This is a genomic window from Streptomyces sp. NPDC006798 (genome assembly GCF_040635975.1).
Classification (GTDB): domain Bacteria; phylum Actinomycetota; class Actinomycetes; order Streptomycetales; family Streptomycetaceae; genus Streptomyces.
This window is the reverse complement of sequence record NZ_JBEYIS010000009.1, coordinates 151,417-170,260: the sequence shown is the minus strand read 5'-3', so window position 1 is coordinate 170,260 and position 18,844 is coordinate 151,417. Positions and strand designations below refer to the sequence as shown.

Sequence of the window (18,844 nt, the reverse complement as noted above, 5' to 3'; positions counted from 1 at the left end):
AGCACCGATCGGCCGTTCGTCGGTAAACGGACCGGTCCCCGTACCTCGAAAGAGGTACGGGGACCGGTCCGTCAGCCCTGCGTGAACCCGCGACTACCGTCCGATCAGACGGAAGCCGGGTCCTCCTCGACGAGGAGGTTGCGGGTGCGGTTGGAGTCCAGCGGAATGCCGGGACCCATCGTGGTGGTCAGGGTCGCCTTCTTGATGTAGCGGCCCTTCGCGGCGGACGGCTTCAGACGGAGGATCTCCTCCAGCGCCGCCCCGTAGTTCTCCACCAGCTTGGTCTCGTCGAAGGAGACCTTGCCGATGATGAAGTGCAGGTTCGAGTGCTTGTCGACCCGGAACTCGATCTTGCCGCCCTTGATGTCGGTCACGGCCTTCGCGACATCCGGGGTGACCGTACCGGTCTTCGGGTTCGGCATCAGACCACGCGGACCGAGCACCCGGCCGAGACGGCCGACCTTGCCCATGAGGTCCGGGGTGGCGACGACGGCGTCGAAGTCCAGACGGCCCTTCGCGACCTCGTCGATCAGCTCGTCGGCGCCGATGATGTCGGCGCCCGCGGCACGCGCGGCCTCGGCACGGTCACCGGTCGCGAAGACCAGGACCCGGGCGGTCTTGCCGGTGCCGTGCGGAAGGTTCACGGTGCCACGGACCATCTGGTCGGCCTTGCGGGGGTCGACGCCCAGCCGCAGGGCCACCTCGACGGTGCCGTCGAACTTCGTGGACGAGGTGTCCTTGGCGAGACGGACGGCCTCGAGGGGGGCGTACAGACGCTCCCGGTCGATCTTGGCGTCCGCAGCGCGGAGAGTCTTGCTGCGCTTCACTGCTGCTCCTGTGTGTTTCAGGGTGTGGAGTCGTGGTCCGGACCAGCGCTGGTCCTACCACTCAAGAGGTCATGGGGCTCAGCCCGCGGCATCTTCCGCTCGGGCTTCCTCACTCACTCGCCACGCGGACGGCCTCGTACCTCGGCCGGCCACTACGCGAGTTCGTTCGTCGATCCCGCACCGATTTCACTCGGGCTTCCTCACTCACTCGCTACGCGGACGGCCTCGTACCTCGGCCGGCCACTACGCGAGTTCGTTCGTCAGCCCTCGACGGTGATGCCCATCGAACGAGCCGTACCCGCGATGATCTTCTCCGCGGCGTCCAGGTCGTTCGCGTTCAGGTCCGGCATCTTCGTCGTGGCGATGTCACGGACCTGGTCGCGCGTGAGCTTGGCGACCTTGGTCTTGTGCGGCTCGCCGGAGCCCTTGTCCACACCAGCGGCCTTGAGGATCAGCTTGGCGGCAGGCGGAGTCTTGGTGACGAAGGTGAAGGAACGGTCCTCGTAGACCGTGATCTCCACCGGCACGACCATGCCACGCTGCGACTCGGTCGCGGCGTTGTAGGCCTTGCAGAACTCCATGATGTTGACGCCGTGCTGACCCAGGGCCGGGCCGACCGGCGGAGCCGGGTTGGCCGCGCCGGCCTGGATCTGGAGCTTGATAAGCCCCGTGACCTTCTTCTTCTTGGGAGGCATTGCTCTCTCCGGGTCCTAGTGAGAGTTTTCGGCACTCCATCCGATCCATCCGGATGGAGGCATACCGCACAACGATAACGGGTATAGCCGTACGGTTAAAAACCGACAGGTCAGAACGGCCCCGAGGGGACGTCCTGACCTGGTCGGAAGCTCTGAGTCAGTTCTTCTGGATCTGGTCGAAGCTCAGCTCGACCGGGGTCTCGCGGCCGAAGATCTCGACGAGACCCTTGACCTTCTTCGAGTCCGCGTTGATCTCGTTGATCGTGGCCTGGAGGGTGGCGAACGGGCCGTCCGTGACGGTGACCGAGTCGCCGACCTCGAAGTCCAGCACCTGGACCTCGACCTTGCGGGACGGAACCGGCTCGCCCTTGGCCTCGGCGGCCTCGCGGGCGGCCTTCTCCTCGGCCTCCGGGGCGAGCATCTTCACGATCTCGTCCAGGGTCAGCGGGTACGGGTCGTAGGCGTTGCCCACGAAGCCGGTGACACCCGGGGTGTTCCGGACGACGCCCCAGGACTCGTTGGTGAGGTCCATCCGGACCAGGACGTAGCCGGGAAGCTTGTTCTGGCGGACGTTCTTGCGCTCGCCGTTCTTGATCTGGACGATCTCTTCCTCGGGCACTTCGGCCTGGTAGATGAACTCCTCGACGTTGAGCGAGACGGCGCGCTGCTCCAGGTTGGCCTTGACCCGCTTCTCGTACCCGGCGTACGTGTGGATCACGTACCACTCGCCGGGGAGGGCGCGCAGCTCCTCGCGGAGCGCGGCGATCGGGTCGACCGCTTCCTCGGCCGCCTCGACGACGGCGTCGGCGTCGGCGGCCTCGTCCTCGTCGGCACCGGCGGTGTCGTCGTCGCCCTCGGCGGCGTCGTCGCTCTCGTCGGCGGCGGCCTCGGCGTCGCTCGCGTCGTCCTCGACGTGCAGAGCGGCTTCCTCGGCCGGCTCACCGGCGGCGGCGTCGGCGGCCTCAGCCTCGTCCGGGTCGGCGGAGTCAGCAGCCTCAACGATGTCCTGCTCGTCCTCGGCGGACTCCACGGACTCGAAGCTCGCGTCGTCCGGCTCGACGGCCTCGTTCAGGTTCGGGTCAGACACGGTGGCTGCTTCTTCCTGGATACAGATGGGTGGAACATGCGGAAAGGACGCCGCCCCGGTACGTACACCGGTGACGCCGCCCTTGTCGCGGGATCAGCCGAAGACGTACGCGACGACTTCCTTGAACCCATAGTCAATCACGGTCACCAGGCCGATCATGATGACGACGAAGATGATGACCACGGTCGTGTACGTCGACAGCTGGCTCTTCGTAGGCCAGACGACCTTACGGAGCTCGGCGACGATCTGCCGGTAGAAAAGCGCGAGACGGCCGAAGGGGCCCTTCTTGCCGCGCTTGCCGCCCTTGCGGGACTTCTCCTTAGGAGCCTCGTCCTCGGCATCAGGCGTGTCGATGGAGCCCACGGCGTCCGTCACTTTCTTTCACCTGATTCCCGGGTCGTGGCCGTGCCGCGCCCGGTGGAGCCGCACGGCGTTCAATGAATCTGCGTACATGCGCACACATCCTGGCGAAGGTGTGTGTGTAGCAGGGCCGGAGGGACTTGAACCCCCAACCGCTGGTTTTGGAGACCAGTGCTCTACCAATTGAGCTACGACCCTTTGTGGCTCCCCCAACCTACAGCATCCCCGGGTGATCCGGTGAAACCGTCGGGCGAGGGCCAACGACGAGTGAGTGTACGTGTTCCGGGAGCCGACGTCGAACAGACAACGCGCCAGGGGGTCTTGCTCACCCGCACGTGAGGGCCTCCCCGGCCGGTCCGGCCGCCCCCGGCGGGACGTCCGGCGCGATGCCCGCGGAGGCACCCGGCGGAATGTCCGGCGGGACCGCGGGGCCGGTCCCGGCCCGCCCGGTGTCCGGGCCTCGGAACACCTGTGCCGCAAGGGTTTGGCGTCTGGGACGATGGACGGTATGAGCGCTGCATCCTCTCCCACCGAGCGCCGGGTCTCCGCGCGCATCGGCGCGATCTCCGAGTCCGCGACCCTCGCCGTCGACGCCAAGGCCAAGGCCCTCAAGGCCGCCGGGCGTCCGGTGATCGGCTTCGGCGCGGGCGAGCCCGACTTCCCGACCCCCGACTACATCGTCGAAGCGGCCGTCGAGGCCTGCCGGACGCCGAAGTACCACCGCTACACCCCGGCCGGCGGGCTGCCCGAGCTGAAGAAGGCGATCGCCGAGAAGACGCTGCGGGACTCGGGTTACGAGGTCGATCCGGCGCAGATCCTGGTGACCAACGGCGGGAAGCAGGCGATCTACGAGGCGTTCGCGGCGATCCTCGACCCTGGCGACGAGGTGATCGTCCCGGCGCCGTACTGGACCACGTACCCGGAGTCCATCCGGCTCGCGGGCGGTGTCCCGGTCGAGGTCGTGGCCGACGAGACCACCGGCTACCGGGTCTCCGTCGAGCAGCTGGAGGCCGCCAGGACCGAGCGGACCAAGGTCGTCCTCTTCGTCTCCCCCTCCAACCCGACCGGCGCGGTCTACAGCCGTGAGGACACCGAGGCGATCGGCCGCTGGGCCGAGGAGCACGGCCTCTGGGTGCTGACGGACGAGATCTACGAGCACCTGGTCTACGGCGACGCGGCCTTCACGTCCCTGCCCACCGTCGTGCCCGGTCTGCGCGACCGGTGCCTGGTGGTGAACGGGGTGGCGAAGACGTACGCCATGACCGGCTGGCGCGTGGGGTGGATCGTCGGCCCCAAGGACGTGATCAAGGCCGCGACCAACCTCCAGTCGCACGCCACGTCGAACGTCTCCAATGTGGCCCAGGTCGCGGCGCTGGCCGCGGTCTCCGGCGATCTGGAGGCCGTCGCCGAGATGCGGACCGCCTTCGACCGCCGCCGCCGGACGATCGTCCGGATGCTCAACGAGATCGACGGTGTGGTCTGCCCGGAGCCCGAGGGCGCGTTCTACGTCTACCCCTCGGTGAAGGCTCTGCTCGGCAAGGAGATCCGGGGACAGCGCCCGGCGACCTCGGTCGAGCTGGCGGCGCTGATCCTCGACGAGGTCGAGGTCGCCGTCGTACCCGGTGAGGCGTTCGGCACCCCCGGCTATCTGCGGCTGTCGTACGCGCTCGGCGACGACGACCTGGTGGAAGGCGTGTCGCGGATCCAGAAGCTGCTGGCGGAGGCGCGGGACTGACCCGTCCGGCCGCCGGACGGCCCCGGGGCGCGGAACTCTCCGCTCCCCGGGGCCGTTCTTTCGTTCGGGCAAGCGCCCGATCAGGGAAAACGGCTGCCGAGCGGCCCGGCATTACGGCAGGATCCGAGAATGGAACGCGTACGTGACGTCAGCCTGCTCCCCAAGGCCCATCTGCATCTCCACTTCACGGGCTCGATGCGGCCGTCGACACTGCTCGAACTGGCCGACAAGTACGGCGTCCATCTGCCCGACGCGCTGACCGGCGGCGAGCCCCCCAAGCTACGGGCCACCGACGAGCGCGGCTGGTTCCGTTTCCAGCGGCTGTACGACATCGCCCGATCCTGCCTCCGGGAACCGGACGACATCCGCCGGCTGGTGCGCGAGGCGGCCGAGGAGGACGTCAGGGACGGGTCGGGCTGGCTGGAGATACAGGTCGACCCCACCTCGTACGCGCCGATGCTCGGCGGTCTCATCCCGGCGCTGGAGATCATCCTGGACGCGGTGGACTCGGCGAGCCGGGAGACCGGGCTCGGGATGCGCGTCCTGGTCGCCGCGAACCGGATGAAGCATCCGCTGGAGGCCAGGACCCTGGCCCGGCTGGCGGTACGGTACGCCGACCGCGGCGTCGTCGGCTTCGGGCTCTCCAACGACGAGCGCCGGGGCATGGCCCGTGACTTCGACCGGGCCTTCGCGATCGCCCGGGACGGCGGGCTGCTGGCCGCCCCGCACGGCGGCGAACTGACCGGCCCCGCGTCGGTCCGCGACTGCCTCGACGACCTGCGGGCCGCCCGGGTCGGGCACGGAGTCCGCGCGGCGGAGGACCCCCGGCTGCTGCGGAAACTGGCCGAACGCGAGGTGACCTGCGAGGTCTGCCCCTCGTCGAATGTGGCGCTGGGCGTCTACGACAAGCCGGAGGACGTCCCGCTGCGGACCCTGTTCGAGGCGGGGGTGCCGATGGCGCTGGGCGCGGACGATCCGCTGCTCTTCGGGTCGCGGCTGGCGGCGCAGTACGAGCTGGCGCGGCGGCACCACGGCTTCACGGACGAGGAGCTGGCGACGCTGGCCCGCCAGTCGATCACCGCGTCGGCGGCGCCGGAGCCGGTCCGCGCCCGCCTGCTCTCGTCCGTCGACACCTGGCTCGCCACCCCGGCGTAGCCCGCCGCGCCCGGGCCCGCCGCGCCCCGAGGGCCGGTCGCTCTGGCCCTCCGGTGGAGCCCGCGCCATCCGCCCGGCCGAGCGGGTGTTGTCGGGCGACCGCGCGCAGTCGGTGGTCGCTCGCGCGGTTCCGCCCCCTATGCCTCCGGCGATGGGGGACCCCCAGCGCCACCTGGGTTGCCCTCCTGGCCGCACTCGGAAAGAGGCCAGCCCCTCTTCGCGGTCTTCCCGGGGGGCGGGACCCCTTTCAGGGACGGTGCTGGGGAGAGCGTTCAGGGGCGCGAGGAACTGCGCGACGAGCCAGCCACGGTCCGCAGGCCGCGAACAAGATCAGGCCGCCGGGCGCGGCCCGGACATCAGGGCGCCGCACCTGCGCGGCCAGGCACACCTAGAGCTGGACGCCTACCGTGACCGGTTCGTTGACCAGGGTGACGCCGAAGACGTCCCGGACGCCCGTCACGACCTCCCGGGCCAGCGCCAGCAGATCCTCCGTCGTGGCCTCGCCGCGGTTCGTCAGGGCCAGGGTGTGCTTCGTGGAGATCCGGGCCGGGCCGGTGCCGTATCCCTTGGTGAAGCCCGCCTTGTCGATCAGCCAGGCCGCCGAGGTCTTGGTGCGGCCCTCGCCCGCGGGGTAGGCGGGCGGCACGGCGTCGGCGCCGAGGTGGTGCCGGACCCGGCCGAGGAATGTCTCGTACGCCGTGTCGTCGAGGACCGGGTTGGTGAAGAAGGACCCCGCGGACCAGGTGTCGTGGTCGTCGGGGTCGAGGACCATGCCCTTACCGGCGCGGAGCGCGAGCACCGTACGGCGGACGGTTTCGAGGTCGGCGCGCTCACCGGCGCCGACGCCGAGGACGCGGGCGGTCTCGGCGTACCGGAGCGGCGCGGAGAGCCCGCCCGCGTCCTCCAGTCCGAACCTGACCCGCAGCACGACATAGCGGTCGGGCCGCTCCTTGAAGCGGCTGTGGCGGTACGAGAAGGCGCACTCCTCGTTCGTCAGGGTGACGGTCTCCCCCGCGCGCCGGTCGTAGGCGACGACCTCCGTGATGGTGCTGGAGACGTCCTGGCCGTACGCGCCGACGTTCTGGATCGGCGTGGCGCCCGCCGAGCCGGGGATGCCCGCGAGGCATTCGACGCCCGCGAGTCCGGCGGCGACGGTCCGGGCGACCGCGTCGGTCCAGTTCTCGCCCGCGGCGAGTTCGAGCCGGGTGCCGTCGAGCCGGAAGCCGGTGGTGGCGATCTTCAGGGCCGTACCGTCGAAGCCCTTGTCGCCGATCACCAGGTTGCTGCCGCCGCCGATGACCAGCAGCGGTGTGCCGGTGGCGTCGGCCTCGCGGACCGCGGCGACCACCTCGTCGTCGGTGGTGGCCGTCAGCAGGCGGGCGGCCGGGCCGCCGAGCCGGAAGGTGGTCAGGGGGGCGAGGGGGGCGTCATGGAGTTCCTGCACGCGGACAAGGGTACGAAACGGCGCCGGGTCCCCGCGCGTCCCCGGGCCCGAGCCGGTGCGGCCCGTACGGTACGGACGCCGGGTGAGGGCTCCGTACCGTACGGGCCGGGGGCCGGAAGGGCTCCGTACCGTACGGGCTCCGCTCAGACGCCGGCCCGCTCCCGGGCCCGCTCGACGGCCTGCGGACCGGTCGCGGGCACCGGCTCGGGCCCGGCCGCCGGCACCGTACGAGTCCGGGAGCCGCGCGGGATCAGAAGTGCGGCGAGCGCCGCGACGGCCACCGCGCCCGCGCCGATCCGGAGCGCCGGGACGACCCCGTCGGTGAAGGCGCGCGGGGAGCCGTAGCCGCCCGCGGCGGCGAAGACCGCGCCGAGTACCGCGATCCCGAGGGCGCCGCCGACCTCCCGCAATGCCGTGTTGGCGCCGGAGGCGATGCCCTGTTCGGCGGGGCGGACGGCGGACATCACGACGCTCATGGCGGGGGCGAAGAAGAGGGCCATGCCGAATCCGCCGACGATCAGCGCCGGGAGCTGGGCCGCGTACGACATGCCCGGGTCGAGGACGAGGGCGTAGAGCGCCAGCCCGGCCGACTGGAGGACGAGCCCGGCGACGACGACGGGGCGGCCGCCGATCCGGTCCGAGAGCGCTCCGGCGAAGGGCGCGACGACCAGGGGCATCGCGGTCCACGGCAGCATCCGCAGCCCGGCCTCGGTGGGCGAGTAGCCGACGGCGTTCTGGAGGTACTGGCTGAGCAGGAAGATCGAGCCGAACATCCCGAGGAACATCAGGGTGCTCGCCGCGTTGATCGCGGCGAAGCCCCGGTCGCGGAAGAGCCGTATGGGCAGTACGGGGTGGGCGGCGACCGCGCCGTGCCGGACGAACGCGGCGAGCAGCAGGGTCCCGACGGTCAGCGCGCCCAGGACGGGGGTGCTGGTCCAGCCCTCGACATGGCCGCTGACCAGCCCGTAGACGATGCCGAACAGGCCGCCGCCGGCCAGCAGGGTGCCGGGGACGTCGAGCCGGGCGGCGGGGGCGTACGACTCGGCGAGCCGCAGCCGGGTGAGGGGGATCAGTACCGCGCCGACGGGGACGTTCAGCCAGAAGATCCACTGCCAGGACAGGTGTTCGGTGAGGACGCCGCCGACGAGGGGGCCGCAGGCGACGGCGACTCCGGTGACTGCGCCGAAGATCCCGAGCGCGGCGCCCCGGCGGGCCTCGGGGACGGCGGCGGCCAGCAGGGTCAGGGTGAGCGGCATCATGATCGCGCCGCCGACGCCCTGGAGGGCCCGCGCGGCGATCAGGGCGTCGATCCCGGGGGCGACCGCGGCGGCGGCGGCGGACGCGACGGTGAAGACCCCGATTCCGGCGATGAACAGCCGGCGCCGTCCGAAGCGGTCGCCGAGCGCGGCGCCGGGCATCAGCAGTACGGCGAAGGTGAGGGTGTAGGCGCTCACGGTCCATTCGAGGTCGGCGAGGCCGCCGCCGAGATCGTTCCGGATGGCCGGGAGGGCGGTGGTGACCACGAGGTTGTCGAGGGCGGCCATGAATCCGGCGACGCTGGTGACGATCAGGGTCCAGCGCGCGGTACGCGGGTCCCGGGGCCGCTGTCGCGCCGTCCGGTCCTTCGTCTTCGGTGCGGACATGTCTCTCTCCTCCGGCAAACTTAATTAGTTATTGATCACTAACTTTTCCGGGCATGCGTCACCCCAGGCATGCGTCACCCCGGGCACTGGCACGATCGGGACCCCCCGCGGTACGGCGCGGACGGCCGGACGCGGGCCCTTGGTAATAAGGGGCGGACCCAGGACCCCAGGACCTACCGGCCCCCGGCTCCGGCTCCGCTTCCGGGCGGCGCCGCGAAGTACTCGCGCCAGACCCGGTGATCCCCGGGGAAACCCAGCGACACCAGGGCGTTGATCAGCATCCCGTACCCCAGGAACCGGCCCGCCTCCGCGCCGCTCCCCAGGGCGTCACCGGTCAGCTCGGCGATGTCGAGCCAGCCGCGCCGTACGGCATCACCGAATTCGGCGTCCCCCGCCGCCTCGGCCGTCGCCACGGCCACATAGATCTGCGTCTGCATCAGCAGCATCTCGCGATTGCCGTCGATGAGCCGTCGGTACGCCTCGGCCATCACGACCTCGGGATCCCCGTCGGGCGACTCGGCCAGCGCGTCCGCGAAGACCCGGGCCAGATCCGCCATACAGCGCCGGGCCACCGCGAGGAACAGCTCCCGCTTGTTCTTGAAGAGCCGGAAGAGATAGGGCTGGGAGACCCCGACCCGGCGGGCGATCGTCTCCGTCGAGGTGCCGTTGTACCCCCCGACGGCGAACTCGGCGGTCGCCGCCCTGATCACACTTTCTCGCCGCTCGTCGGCGCTCATCCTGACCATGGAGAGTAAGTTAGTGATCAATTACTAACTCGTCAACTTACGGGCGGGGCGAACACGCGTCGGGGGCGCCCCCACGAAGGGGCGCCCCCGAAGGCGCGGCCGGGACCCGCCCGGCGTGCGTACCGTCGTACGAAAGGGCCCGTACGGACCGGATCAGACCAGCTGGACGACCGCGCGGGCCATCCCCAGCACCTTGTCCCCGGCGCTGGTCGCGGTCAGGTCCACCCGGACCCGGTTGTCCTCCAGCAGCGCCGCGACCTTGGCGCTCACCTCGATCAGCGCGCCCTCCGCGTCGTCGGGCACCACCACCGGCTTGGTGAACTTGACCGTGTAGTCGACGACGGCGCCCGGATCCCCGGCCCAGTCCGTGACCACCCGGACCGCCTCGGCCATGGTGAACATGCCGTGTGCGATCACATCCGGCAGTCCGACCTCGCGGGCGAACCGCTCGTTCCAGTGGATCGGGTTGAAGTCGCCGGACGCGCCCGCGTACCGGACCAGGGTCGCCCGGTCCACCGGGAAGGACCCGGCCGGCAGCTCGGTCCCGACCTCGACGTCCGCGAAGGAGATCCCCGCCGCCATCACGCCTCCTCGGCGGCGCGCGCCACCAGCTTGGTCCAGGCGGTCACGACGTGCTCACCCGACGCGTCGCTCACCTCGCCCCGGATCTCCAGTACGTCGTTGCCCGCGAGCGACTTGATGCTCTCGATCGTCGAGACCACCGAGAGCCGGTCGCCCGCCCGGAGCGGCCGGGTGTAGGCGAAGCGCTGCGCGCCGTGCACCACCCGGCTGTAGTCCAGCCCGAGCTTGGGATCCTGGACCACGACGGCGGCGGCCCGGTAGGTGATCGTGAAGGCGAAGGTCGGCGGAGCGATCACATCGGCGTGCCCCAGCGCCTTCGCGGCCTCCGGGTCGCGATAGGCGGGATGGGCGTCCCCGATCGCGTCCGCGAATTCACGGATCTTCTCCCGGCCGACCTCATAAGGCGGGGTGGGCGGATAACTCCGCCCGACGAAGGACTGGTCGAGCGCCATCGGCTGGCTCTCCCTCCTGCTCCTGTGCTCCTGGACACGATCTCCGCGTCGAATGACCGGGATCGTACGGTGATCACGGCGATCAAACGACACGAGGCCGTCCCCGGAAGGGGACGGCCTCGTGTACGAGCCTGATTCAGCGCGTTTCGCGGTGCGCGGTGTGCGCCTTGCAGCGCGGGCAGTGCTTCTTCATCTCCAGTCGGTCCGGGTTGTTACGCCGGTTCTTCTTGGTGATGTAGTTCCGCTCCTTGCACTCCACGCAGGCCAGCGTGATCTTCGGGCGGACGTCGGTGGCAGCCACGTGAGTGCTCCTAAGACGGACGGATGGACTTACTTAACTTACGAACGCATGAAAGGGTAGCCGATCGAAGGACCGACCCCGCAATCGGCTACCGTATGTAGCGGTGACCGGACTTGAACCGGTGACACAGCGATTATGAGCCGCTTGCTCTACCGACTGAGCTACACCGCTATGATCTCGGATTTCCCCGCCCGAAGGGCGGGGGCCTCCGACATCAGAGCCCCAATACGGAATCGAACCGTAGACCTTCTCCTTACCATGGAGACGCTCTACCGACTGAGCTATTGGGGCGAGCGAGGAAGACATTACACGGTCGGTCGCCGTTCGCCCAAATCCGTTTCGTCGTACCCGTCCCGAACGCGCCCCACACCTCACCCCCGCCACCCGGCCGACGGCACCGGAGCCCGGATCAGGGCGCGCGCCCGGGGTCCGCGGGCCCGCTCGCACCGGCCGCCGCACCCCGGCGCGGGCGCCGTCCCAAGACCGGAGGAGACCGTTCCGTACGGCCCCGGACGCCCCTCGGGCACCCTCCGCGCCACCCGTCCCGGGGAGTGCGCCACCGGCCGGCGGGGAACGGGCCCGGTACGTGAGGAGCGGGCCGCGCCGTGCCCCGTACGCCACATGTGGCGCCACCGGTACGACTATTCCGCTCCTCCGCGAAGCAGGCCCCCGGCGCCCCTAGGCTCGACCCGTGCCGCGTGATCTTCCCCGCTCGTGCCCGCACCCGCACGGCTCACGCGGTCGGCCCGGTCCGCAGGAGATCCCCGGGGGCCCGACCCACCCGCGAAGCACAGGAGCGCCATGCCCGACAGCCAGCCGCGGCCTCCCGACGGCGCGACCGCCGACTCCTCCGCCCTGCTGCTCTGCGGCGCCCGGCTGACGGACGGCCGCACGGTCGACGTACGGCTCGGCGGCGGCCGGATCGAGGCCGTCGGGACGGCGGGCAGCCTCGCGCCCCACTGCTCCCGGGTCGACCTCGGCGGCTATCTGCTGCTCCCCGCGCCCGCCGAGCCGCACGGCCACGGCGACACGGCCCTGACCGCCGACGCGGTGGGGCCGGTCTCGTACGACTCCGACGACGTCCAGCGGCGCGCCACCGAGGCCGCGCTGCTCCAGCTCGGCCACGGCGCGACGGCGCTGCGGTCGCACGTCAGGATCGGGGACGTCCAGGGCCTCGGCCCGCTGGAGGCGGTCCTCCAGGCCCGCCGCTCCTTGCGCGGACTGACCGACTTGACGGCGGTGGCCGTGCCCCGGCTGCTGACCGGGCTCGCGGGCGCCGACGGCCTCGCGATGCTGCGGGACGCGGTGAAGATGGGCGCGGCGGTGGTGGGCGGCTGCCCGGACGCCGACCCCGACCCGGCCGGATACACCGAGGCTCTGCTGGAGGTCGCCGCCGAGCACGGCTGCCCGGTCGATCTGCACACCCACGCCGACGAACCGGCCCGGCTCGCCCGGCTGGCCGCGATGGCCGCCGGGGTCCGGCCCGGGGTCTCCATCGGCCCCTGCGCGGGGCTCGCCCGGCTGCCCCACTCCGTCGCCGCCCGGGCCGCCGACCGGATCGCGGCGGCCGGGATCACCGTCGTCTGTCTGCCGCAGGGCGGCTGCGGTGTGATGGAGCAGCGGGGCGCCGCGCCCGTACGGCTGCTCAGGGCCGCCGGAGTGCGGGTGGCGGCGGGCAGCGGGGCGCTGCGGGACGTCTCCAACCCGGTCGGCCGGGGCGATCCGCTGGAGGCCGCCTATCTGCTGGCCTCCCGGGACGGGCTGCGCGCCGAGGACGCTTACGCGGCGGTCGCGGCGGCGGCCCGGGAGGCGATGGGCCTGCCCGAGGTCCGGGTGGAGGCGGGGTTCCCGGCCGAGTTGCTGGCGGTGCGCGGCGAGCGGATCTCCGGCGCGCTGTCGCTGGCGTACAGCCGGATCGTGATCCACCGGGGCCGGGTGGTGGCCCGGACCAGCGCCGTCCGCGAGTACTGCGACTCGGCGGTCGCGGTCGCCCTGGAACTCCCCCGCCAGGGCCGCCCCTGACCCGGGCGGGGCCCAGTACAGGTCGTACGGCTCCGATACCGGCGTACGGCTCCGGTCTCGCACGGCTCCGGTCCCGTACGGCTCCGGTTTCGGGCCTGTCGCGTCGGCGCGGGGCGGCTACGGTCGGCGCGGGGCGGCATCGGCCCGGCCGGGGCGGCGGGTTCGGGCCGCCGGGGTCCGTGGCCGAAAGCGGGTGGGCCGGGGGCGGCGCGGCCGGGCGGGTGGGGCGGTTCGGGCGTACGGTCGGGGGCATGCGCATTGTGATCGCTGGAGGACACGGTCAGATCGCCCTGCGGCTGGAGCGGCTGCTCTCGGCGGGCGGGCACCGGGCGGTGGGCGTGATCCGCTCACCCGGCCAGGCCGACGCCCTGCGGGACGCCGGTGCCGAGCCGGTCGTGCTGGATCTGGAGTCGGCCGGGGCCGACGAGGTCGCCGAGGTGCTGCGAGGGGCCGACGCGGCCGTGTTCGCGGCGGGCGCCGGGCCCGGCAGCGGGATCCCCCGCAAGGACACGGTCGACCGGGGGGCCGCCGTGCTCTTCGCGGACGCGGCCGAGCGCGCGGGCGTCCGCCGGTTCGTGGTGATCTCCTCCATGGGCGCCGACGCCGGGCATCCCGGCGAGGGCCAGTTCGACGTCTATCTGCGGGCCAAGGGGGCCGCGGACGACGACGTACGGGCCCGGTCCGGCCTCGACTGGACGATCCTGCGGCCGGGCGCGCTCACCGACGACCCCGGGACCGGGCTCGTCCGGCTGGCGGCCTCGACCGGCCGCGGGCCGGTGACCAGGGACGACGTGGCCGCGGTCCTGGTGGAGCTGCTGGAGACCCCGGCCACCGCCGGGCTGACCCTGGAGCTGATCGGCGGCTCGGTCCCGGTCAAGGTCGCCGTGGCCGGCATCGCCGGGAACTGACCGGCCGGGAGCCGCCCCGGTCTCCGGCGCCGCGGGCGACGAGTACGCGACCCCGTGGAGGTCCAACCGTCATGAACCCTCAGCACTCCGAGCCCTCCGAGCCCGGATCAGGATCCGGCCCCGGGCCGGGTATCCCGCCGCTCGCGCCCGTCGTCGCCGACCGGGCCGAGCAGCCGTACGTCTCCTTCCGCGGTTCGGTCCGGATGGACCACTTCGCCGTCATCGCCGACCGGCTCGGCGAACTGATCGGCTGGGCGGCGGCCCGGGGCGGCGAGTTCGCCGGTGCCCCGTTCTTCCGCTTCCGTACGGTCGACATGGCGGGCGAGTCCGATGTCGAGGCGGGGATCCCGCTGGTGGAGCCGCTGACCGCAGAGGGCGATATCCGTACGGGCACCCTCCCGGCCGGCCGCTATGTCACCGTCGTCCATACCGGCCACCCCGACCGGCTCTTCGACACGATCACCGAACTCCGCGCCTGGGCCGACCGTGAGGGCCTGGCCTGGGACATGACTCCGCTGGCGGGCGGCGCGGAGCGCTGGGGCTGTCGGCTGGAGTCGTATCTGACGGATCCGCGGGTCGAGCCCGATATGGACAAATGGGAGATCGAGCTGGCCTTCCGCCTGACGGATCCCCCGCCCTCCTGACCCCGCCCCTCCCCCGGCAAAGCGAAGACCCCCACCCTCTGCTGAGTCGCAGAGGACAGGGGTCCATTCGCGTGGCGGCGCCAGGATTCGAACCTGGGTAGGCTAAGCCGACGGATTTACAGTCCGCTCCCATTGGCCACTCGGGCACACCGCCATGGGAATCGCCGTGGACCTCTGAACGAGGGCTGTTGAACACCGCTTGTCGTGCGGTGCTCTGTGGCGACGTCGTAAACGATACCCGATGGACCGGGGTGCTCCGCCACCGGATTGATCAGCACCCGAGGGAGTCGCGGGTGACTAGGCTTGACCGGGTGGTCCGGGAGCCGGGCCGCGTGATCCGCATCTCGATACAAGGAGCCACAGGACATGGCCGACTCCAGTTTCGACATCGTCTCGAAGGTCGAGCGGCAGGAGGTCGACAACGCCCTCAACCAGGCCGCGAAGGAGATCTCCCAGCGCTACGACTTCAAGAACGTCGGGGCGTCCATCGCCTGGTCCGGCGAGAAGATCCTGATGCAGGCGAACTCGGAGGAGCGGGTCTCCGCGATCCTCGATGTGTTCCAGTCGAAGCTGATCAAGCGGGGCATCTCTCTCAAGGCGCTGGACGCGGGCGAGCCGCAGCTCTCCGGCAAGGAGTACAAGATCTTCGCGTCGATCGAGGAGGGCATCTCCCAGGAGAACGCGAAGAAGGTCGCGAAGATCATCCGCGATGAGGGTCCCAAGGGCGTGAAGGCCCAGGTCCAGGGCGACGAGCTGCGGGTCAGCTCGAAGAGCCGGGACGACCTCCAGTCCGTGATCACCCTGCTGAAGGGCCAGGACCTCGACTTCGCGCTCCAGTTCGTCAACTACCGCTGAGCCTCCCCGGCGGGCCCGGCGGTGATGCCGGGGCCTTCTCGCCTCCGCCCGGACGGCTCCCCGCGGAGTCCGGACGGGCGGTCGCCGGGCGGCCCGGAGCGGGTGCGCGCCGGGCCGACGTGATGTCCGTTTCCCGCCAGCACAGCGGGGCCGGGCGGCGCAGACTCGGGGTGTGAAGCAGTTGGACCGGCCCCGAGGAGAGGAACGAGCCATGACCCCCGTCCCGGCGAACACCATCGCGGTATCCCCCGCCGTCTCACCGGCCGGATCCGGTGTCCGGGTCTGGGCGACCGTCGGCAGTCCGCTGGGGGACGTCCTGCTCGTCGGTACGCCCTCCGCCACGGCGCCGGGGGGCACGGCCCTGGTATCGCTCTCCCTGCCCGGGCAGAAGGGCGCCGCGACCGTACGCGACGGCTGGCGCCACGACCCGGCCGCATTCGCCGGGATCGCGGCCCAGCTGACCGCGTACTTCGAGGGCCGGCTGACCGGGTTCACCGTCGAATACGCCGACGAGGGCACCGACTTCCAGCGCCGGGTCTGGCGGGCCCTGGACGCCGTTCCGTACGGCACGACCACCACCTATGGCGAGATCGCCCGGCGGATCGGGTCCTCGGGGGCCGCCGTCCGGGCGGTGGGCACCGCGATCGGACGCAATCCGCTGCTGGTGGTCCGGCCGTGTCACCGGGTCATCGGGGCGGACGGCGGGCTCCGCGGCTACGCGGCGGGGCTGGAACGCAAGGAACACCTCCTGGCTCTCGAGGGCGCGCCGCCGTCATGACGGCCCGTGACGGGGCGCTCTTTCCCCGGGAGGCCGCGGTGATCGCGCCCGGGGCCGTACATGTGCCCGGGTGGCTGTCGCCGGAGCGGCAGCGCGAGCTGGTGGCCGCCTGCCGGGAGTGGGGGCGCGGGCCCGTCCCCTTCCGGCACACCCGGCTCCCGGGCGGTGGGGTGATGTCGGTCCGTACGCTCTGCCTCGGCTGGCACTGGCAGCCCTACCGCTACAGCCGTACGGCCGATGACGTGAACGGCGCGCGGGTGGCCGGTCTCCCCGGCTGGCTGGTGGAGTTGGGCCGGTCGGCGCTGGTGGCCGCCTACGGCGACGGCGGCCCCGGAGCGGCCGAAGGACCGGCCGGGGAACCGGGCGCCGGGCCGGAGCGCGGCTACACCCCCGATACCGCGTTGATCAATTTCTATGACGACACGGCCAGGATGGGGATGCACCAGGACAAGGAGGAGCGGTCGGGCGCTCCGGTGGTCTCGCTGAGCATCGGCGACAGTTGTCTCTTCCGCCTCGGCAACTCCGTCTCGCGCGGCCGTCCCCATACCGATGTGGAGCTGGTCTCCGGGGATCTCCTGGTCTTCGGCGGGCCCTCGCGCTTCGCCTATCACGGGGTGCCGAAGGTGTATCCGGGAACGGCCGACCCCGCATGCGGGCTGCCGCGGGGGCGGTTGAACATCACCCTGCGCGAGACGGGTCTGCGGGACGGGGAGCCGCTCGCGGGCCGCCCGCCGAACCCCGCCCCCGGCTGACCGCGCGGGGCCGGGCGGCGGGCGGCGCCGTCGGGTCAGCGTGAGCGGGAGTGGCCGAAGAGCAGGCGGTAGCCGATCAGCAGCACCAGGGAGCCGCCTATCGCGGCTATCCAGGTCGGCCCGTCGAAGAACTGCTTGCTGATGGAGCGGTCGAAGAACTCGGCCGAGATCCAGCCGCCGAGGGACGCGCCGACGACTCCGAGAAGGGTGGTGATGATCAGACCGCCCGGGTCTCGGCCGGGAAGCAGCAGCTTGGCTACAGCTCCGGCGAGCAGCCCGAGGACGATCCAGCCGAGAACGCTCATGCTGTGGACTTCCTTCCGTCCGTAGATCGCGACGACGCGCTGGGGCAGCGGTCTCTCTCACAGGCGAAGACGCCGGGTGTCCGACCGGGAGTTGCGAGGTCGGCGCGGTGGGACGCGTCTGTTACACCCTGGTCAACGTGTCCCTGTCCGGCTTCTATCCCCGACTCGGCGGAATACACCCGTTCGAGTGACGAAGATCGGTACGAGCGGGGATCGGGGCGCGGCGGAGGCAGGCCGGAACACGGTGGGAGCGGAGCGGGGCCGGGTCAGGCCCGGGCTCAGCGGCCGGCGAAGGGCTGGTCGGTGGGGACGATCTCCTTGCCCAGCGGCATCAGGGAGACCGGGATCAGCTTGAAGTTCGCCAGGCCGAGCGGGATGCCGATGATGGTCAGGCAGAGGACGACGCCGGTGACGATGTGTCCGAGCGCCAGCCACCAGCCCGCGAGGATCAGCCAGAGGACATTGCCGATACAGGACGGCGCGCCCGCGTCGGAGCGGTCCACGACGGTCTGGCCGAAGGGCCAGAGGGCGTAGACACCGATCCGGAAGGCGGCGATGCCGAACGGGATTCCGATGATCGTGATGCAGAGCAGGACCCCCGCGAACAGGTAGCCCAGGAACATCCAGAATCCGCACAATATGAGCCAGATGATGTTCAGGACGGTCTTCATCGCTGTCTACCTGCCATCTCTTCGAGTCGGGCGATACGCTCCGCCATCGGCGGATGCGTGGAGAAGAGCTTGGCTCCCTTACCCGGCCGGAAGGGGTTGGCGATCATCATATGGCTCGCGGTCTCCAGCCGGGGCTCCGGAGGAAGCGGAAGCTGCTTGGTACCGGCGTCCAGTTTGCGCAGGGCGCTGGCGAGGGCCAGGGGGTCGCCGGTGAGCTGGGCGCCCGAGGCATCGGCCTCGTACTCCCGGGACCGGCTGACGGCGAGCTGGATGATGGCGGCGGCGACCGGGCCCAGGATCATGATCAGCAGCATGCCGAGCAGGCCGGGGCCGTCGTCGTCGGAGCGGCCGACCGGGATCAGCCAGGCGAAGTTGACCAGGAACATCACCACGGAGGCGAGGGCTCCGGCGACGGACGAGATCAGGATGTCGCGGTTGTAGACATGGCTCAGCTCGTGCCCGATGACTCCGCGCAGCTCGCGTTCGTCGAGGATCTGGAGGATGCCCTCCGTACAGCACACGGCCGCGTTGCGCGGGTTGCGGCCGGTCGCGAAGGCGTTGGGCGCCTGGGTCGGGGAGATATAGAGCCGGGGCATCGGCTGGCGGGCGGTCGTGGAGAGCTCCCGGACCATGCGGTAGAGCGCCGGGGCCTCGAATTCGCTGACGGGGCGGGCCCGCATCGCGCGTAGAGCCAGCTTGTCGCTGTTCCAGTACGCGTACGCGTTCGTACCGAGCGCCACGACGAGCGCGACGATCAGCCCCGTACGGCCGAAGAGACTGCCGATGACGAGGATGAGTGCGGACAGTCCCCCGAGGAGTACGGCGGTCTTCAGCCCGTTGTGCCGGCGGTGCACGCTACGCCCTCCTGGTGGTGCGGCGGGG

The 18,844-nt window shown here is 71.3% G+C and carries 21 protein-coding genes and 4 tRNA genes; 8 read left to right on the top strand and 17 right to left on the bottom strand.

Annotation, left to right across the window (positions count from 1 at the left end; all coding sequences use genetic code 11):
- Positions 1–104: 104 nt before the first annotated feature.
- The 5 genes from rplA to ABZ714_RS08645 all read right to left on the bottom strand — a co-directional run bounded on the left by rplA (position 105) and on the right by ABZ714_RS08645 (position 3,167).
- A complete protein-coding gene (gene rplA, locus ABZ714_RS08665) occupies positions 105–827 on the bottom strand; it encodes a 50S ribosomal protein L1 (protein ID WP_358824414.1) in 723 nt (240 codons plus the stop codon).
- A 260-nt stretch (positions 828–1,087) separates the two neighbouring features.
- A complete protein-coding gene (gene rplK / locus ABZ714_RS08660) occupies positions 1,088–1,522 on the bottom strand; it encodes a 50S ribosomal protein L11 (protein WP_003956479.1) in 435 nt (144 codons plus the stop codon).
- Between the two features lie 157 nt (positions 1,523–1,679).
- A complete protein-coding gene (nusG, locus tag ABZ714_RS08655) occupies positions 1,680–2,609 on the bottom strand; it encodes a transcription termination/antitermination protein NusG (protein WP_358824413.1) in 930 nt (309 codons plus the stop codon).
- Between the two features lie 93 nt (positions 2,610–2,702).
- A complete protein-coding gene (gene secE / locus ABZ714_RS08650; protein WP_358824412.1) occupies positions 2,703–2,984 on the bottom strand; it encodes a preprotein translocase subunit SecE in 282 nt (93 codons plus the stop codon).
- Positions 2,985–3,094: 110 nt separating this feature from the next.
- Positions 3,095–3,167 (bottom strand) — tRNA-Trp (locus tag ABZ714_RS08645).
- Positions 3,168–3,477: 310 nt separating this feature from the next.
- Here ABZ714_RS08645 and ABZ714_RS08640 point away from each other — a divergent pair.
- Both ABZ714_RS08640 and ABZ714_RS08635 read left to right on the top strand, forming a co-directional pair.
- Positions 3,478–4,704, top strand: coding sequence for a pyridoxal phosphate-dependent aminotransferase (locus ABZ714_RS08640; protein WP_358824411.1), 1,227 nt, complete (start codon positions 3,478–3,480; stop codon positions 4,702–4,704).
- A 129-nt stretch (positions 4,705–4,833) separates the two neighbouring features.
- Complete coding sequence (locus ABZ714_RS08635; protein ID WP_358824410.1) at positions 4,834–5,859, top strand: adenosine deaminase; 1,026 nt, start codon at positions 4,834–4,836, stop codon at positions 5,857–5,859.
- 388 nt (positions 5,860–6,247) lie between these two features.
- On the opposite strand, the gene ABZ714_RS08630 is transcribed toward ABZ714_RS08635, so the two are convergent.
- The 8 genes from ABZ714_RS08630 to ABZ714_RS08595 all read right to left on the bottom strand — a co-directional run bounded on the left by ABZ714_RS08630 (position 6,248) and on the right by ABZ714_RS08595 (position 11,318).
- Positions 6,248–7,303 carry a UDP-N-acetylmuramate dehydrogenase gene (locus ABZ714_RS08630; protein ID WP_358824409.1) on the bottom strand — a complete coding sequence of 352 codons (1,056 nt, stop codon included), beginning with the start codon at positions 7,301–7,303 and terminating at the stop codon, positions 6,248–6,250.
- Positions 7,304–7,446: 143 nt separating this feature from the next.
- Positions 7,447–8,946 (bottom strand): MFS transporter, encoded by a 1,500-nt coding sequence (locus ABZ714_RS08625; protein ID WP_358824408.1) that lies wholly within the window; start codon positions 8,944–8,946, stop codon positions 7,447–7,449.
- 173 nt (positions 8,947–9,119) lie between these two features.
- A complete protein-coding gene (locus ABZ714_RS08620; protein WP_358824407.1) occupies positions 9,120–9,692 on the bottom strand; it encodes a TetR/AcrR family transcriptional regulator in 573 nt (190 codons plus the stop codon).
- 153 nt (positions 9,693–9,845) lie between these two features.
- Positions 9,846–10,274, bottom strand: a complete 429-nt coding sequence (locus ABZ714_RS08615) for a MaoC family dehydratase (protein WP_358824406.1) — start codon at positions 10,272–10,274, stop codon at positions 9,846–9,848.
- Positions 10,274–10,726, bottom strand: a complete 453-nt coding sequence (locus ABZ714_RS08610) for a MaoC family dehydratase N-terminal domain-containing protein (RefSeq protein WP_358824405.1) — start codon at positions 10,724–10,726, stop codon at positions 10,274–10,276. The genes ABZ714_RS08615 and ABZ714_RS08610 overlap by 1 nt, the downstream gene beginning before the upstream one ends.
- A gap of 136 nt (positions 10,727–10,862) precedes the next feature.
- Positions 10,863–11,027: a 50S ribosomal protein L33 gene (gene rpmG / locus ABZ714_RS08605; protein ID WP_006347275.1), complete on the bottom strand. Its 165-nt coding sequence runs from the start codon at positions 11,025–11,027 to the stop codon at positions 10,863–10,865.
- Positions 11,028–11,125: 98 nt separating this feature from the next.
- Positions 11,126–11,198: transfer RNA gene (locus ABZ714_RS08600), tRNA-Met, on the bottom strand.
- Positions 11,199–11,245: 47 nt separating this feature from the next.
- Positions 11,246–11,318 (bottom strand) — tRNA-Thr (locus ABZ714_RS08595).
- A 510-nt stretch (positions 11,319–11,828) separates the two neighbouring features.
- Here ABZ714_RS08595 and ABZ714_RS08590 point away from each other — a divergent pair.
- The 3 genes from ABZ714_RS08590 (at position 11,829) to ABZ714_RS08580 (ending at position 14,601) form a co-directional block, all read left to right on the top strand.
- Positions 11,829–13,049, top strand: coding sequence for a hydrolase (locus ABZ714_RS08590; protein WP_358824404.1), 1,221 nt, complete (start codon positions 11,829–11,831; stop codon positions 13,047–13,049).
- Positions 13,050–13,300: 251 nt separating this feature from the next.
- On the top strand, positions 13,301–13,957 hold the full coding sequence (locus ABZ714_RS08585; protein ID WP_358824403.1) for an SDR family oxidoreductase: 657 nt from the start codon (positions 13,301–13,303) through the stop codon (positions 13,955–13,957).
- Between the two features lie 71 nt (positions 13,958–14,028).
- On the top strand, positions 14,029–14,601 hold the full coding sequence (locus tag ABZ714_RS08580; RefSeq protein ID WP_358824402.1) for a GyrI-like domain-containing protein: 573 nt from the start codon (positions 14,029–14,031) through the stop codon (positions 14,599–14,601).
- Positions 14,602–14,673: 72 nt separating this feature from the next.
- Here ABZ714_RS08580 and ABZ714_RS08575 read toward each other — a convergent pair.
- Positions 14,674–14,755 (bottom strand) — tRNA-Tyr (locus tag ABZ714_RS08575).
- Positions 14,756–14,967: 212 nt separating this feature from the next.
- Here ABZ714_RS08575 and ABZ714_RS08570 point away from each other — a divergent pair.
- The 3 genes from ABZ714_RS08570 (at position 14,968) to ABZ714_RS08560 (ending at position 16,986) form a co-directional block, all read left to right on the top strand.
- A complete protein-coding gene (locus tag ABZ714_RS08570; RefSeq protein WP_358824401.1) occupies positions 14,968–15,456 on the top strand; it encodes a YajQ family cyclic di-GMP-binding protein in 489 nt (162 codons plus the stop codon).
- A gap of 211 nt (positions 15,457–15,667) precedes the next feature.
- Entirely contained in the window at positions 15,668–16,234 is a 567-nt protein-coding gene (locus ABZ714_RS08565) for a methylated-DNA--[protein]-cysteine S-methyltransferase (protein WP_358824400.1), read from the top strand.
- Positions 16,231–16,986, top strand: coding sequence for an alpha-ketoglutarate-dependent dioxygenase AlkB (locus tag ABZ714_RS08560; RefSeq protein ID WP_358824399.1), 756 nt, complete (start codon positions 16,231–16,233; stop codon positions 16,984–16,986). The genes ABZ714_RS08565 and ABZ714_RS08560 overlap by 4 nt, the downstream gene beginning before the upstream one ends.
- A 35-nt stretch (positions 16,987–17,021) precedes the next feature.
- On the opposite strand, the gene ABZ714_RS08555 is transcribed toward ABZ714_RS08560, so the two are convergent.
- From ABZ714_RS08555 to htpX, 3 genes are all read right to left on the bottom strand, one after another.
- Positions 17,022–17,291 (bottom strand): GlsB/YeaQ/YmgE family stress response membrane protein, encoded by a 270-nt coding sequence (locus tag ABZ714_RS08555; protein WP_358824398.1) that lies wholly within the window; start codon positions 17,289–17,291, stop codon positions 17,022–17,024.
- A gap of 278 nt (positions 17,292–17,569) precedes the next feature.
- On the bottom strand, positions 17,570–17,962 hold the full coding sequence (locus ABZ714_RS08550) for a YccF domain-containing protein (RefSeq protein ID WP_358824397.1): 393 nt from the start codon (positions 17,960–17,962) through the stop codon (positions 17,570–17,572).
- Positions 17,959–18,816 (bottom strand): zinc metalloprotease HtpX, encoded by an 858-nt coding sequence (gene htpX, locus ABZ714_RS08545; RefSeq protein WP_358824396.1) that lies wholly within the window; start codon positions 18,814–18,816, stop codon positions 17,959–17,961. Before htpX ends, ABZ714_RS08550 begins: the two co-directional genes overlap by 4 nt.
- Positions 18,817–18,844 lie beyond the last annotated feature (28 nt).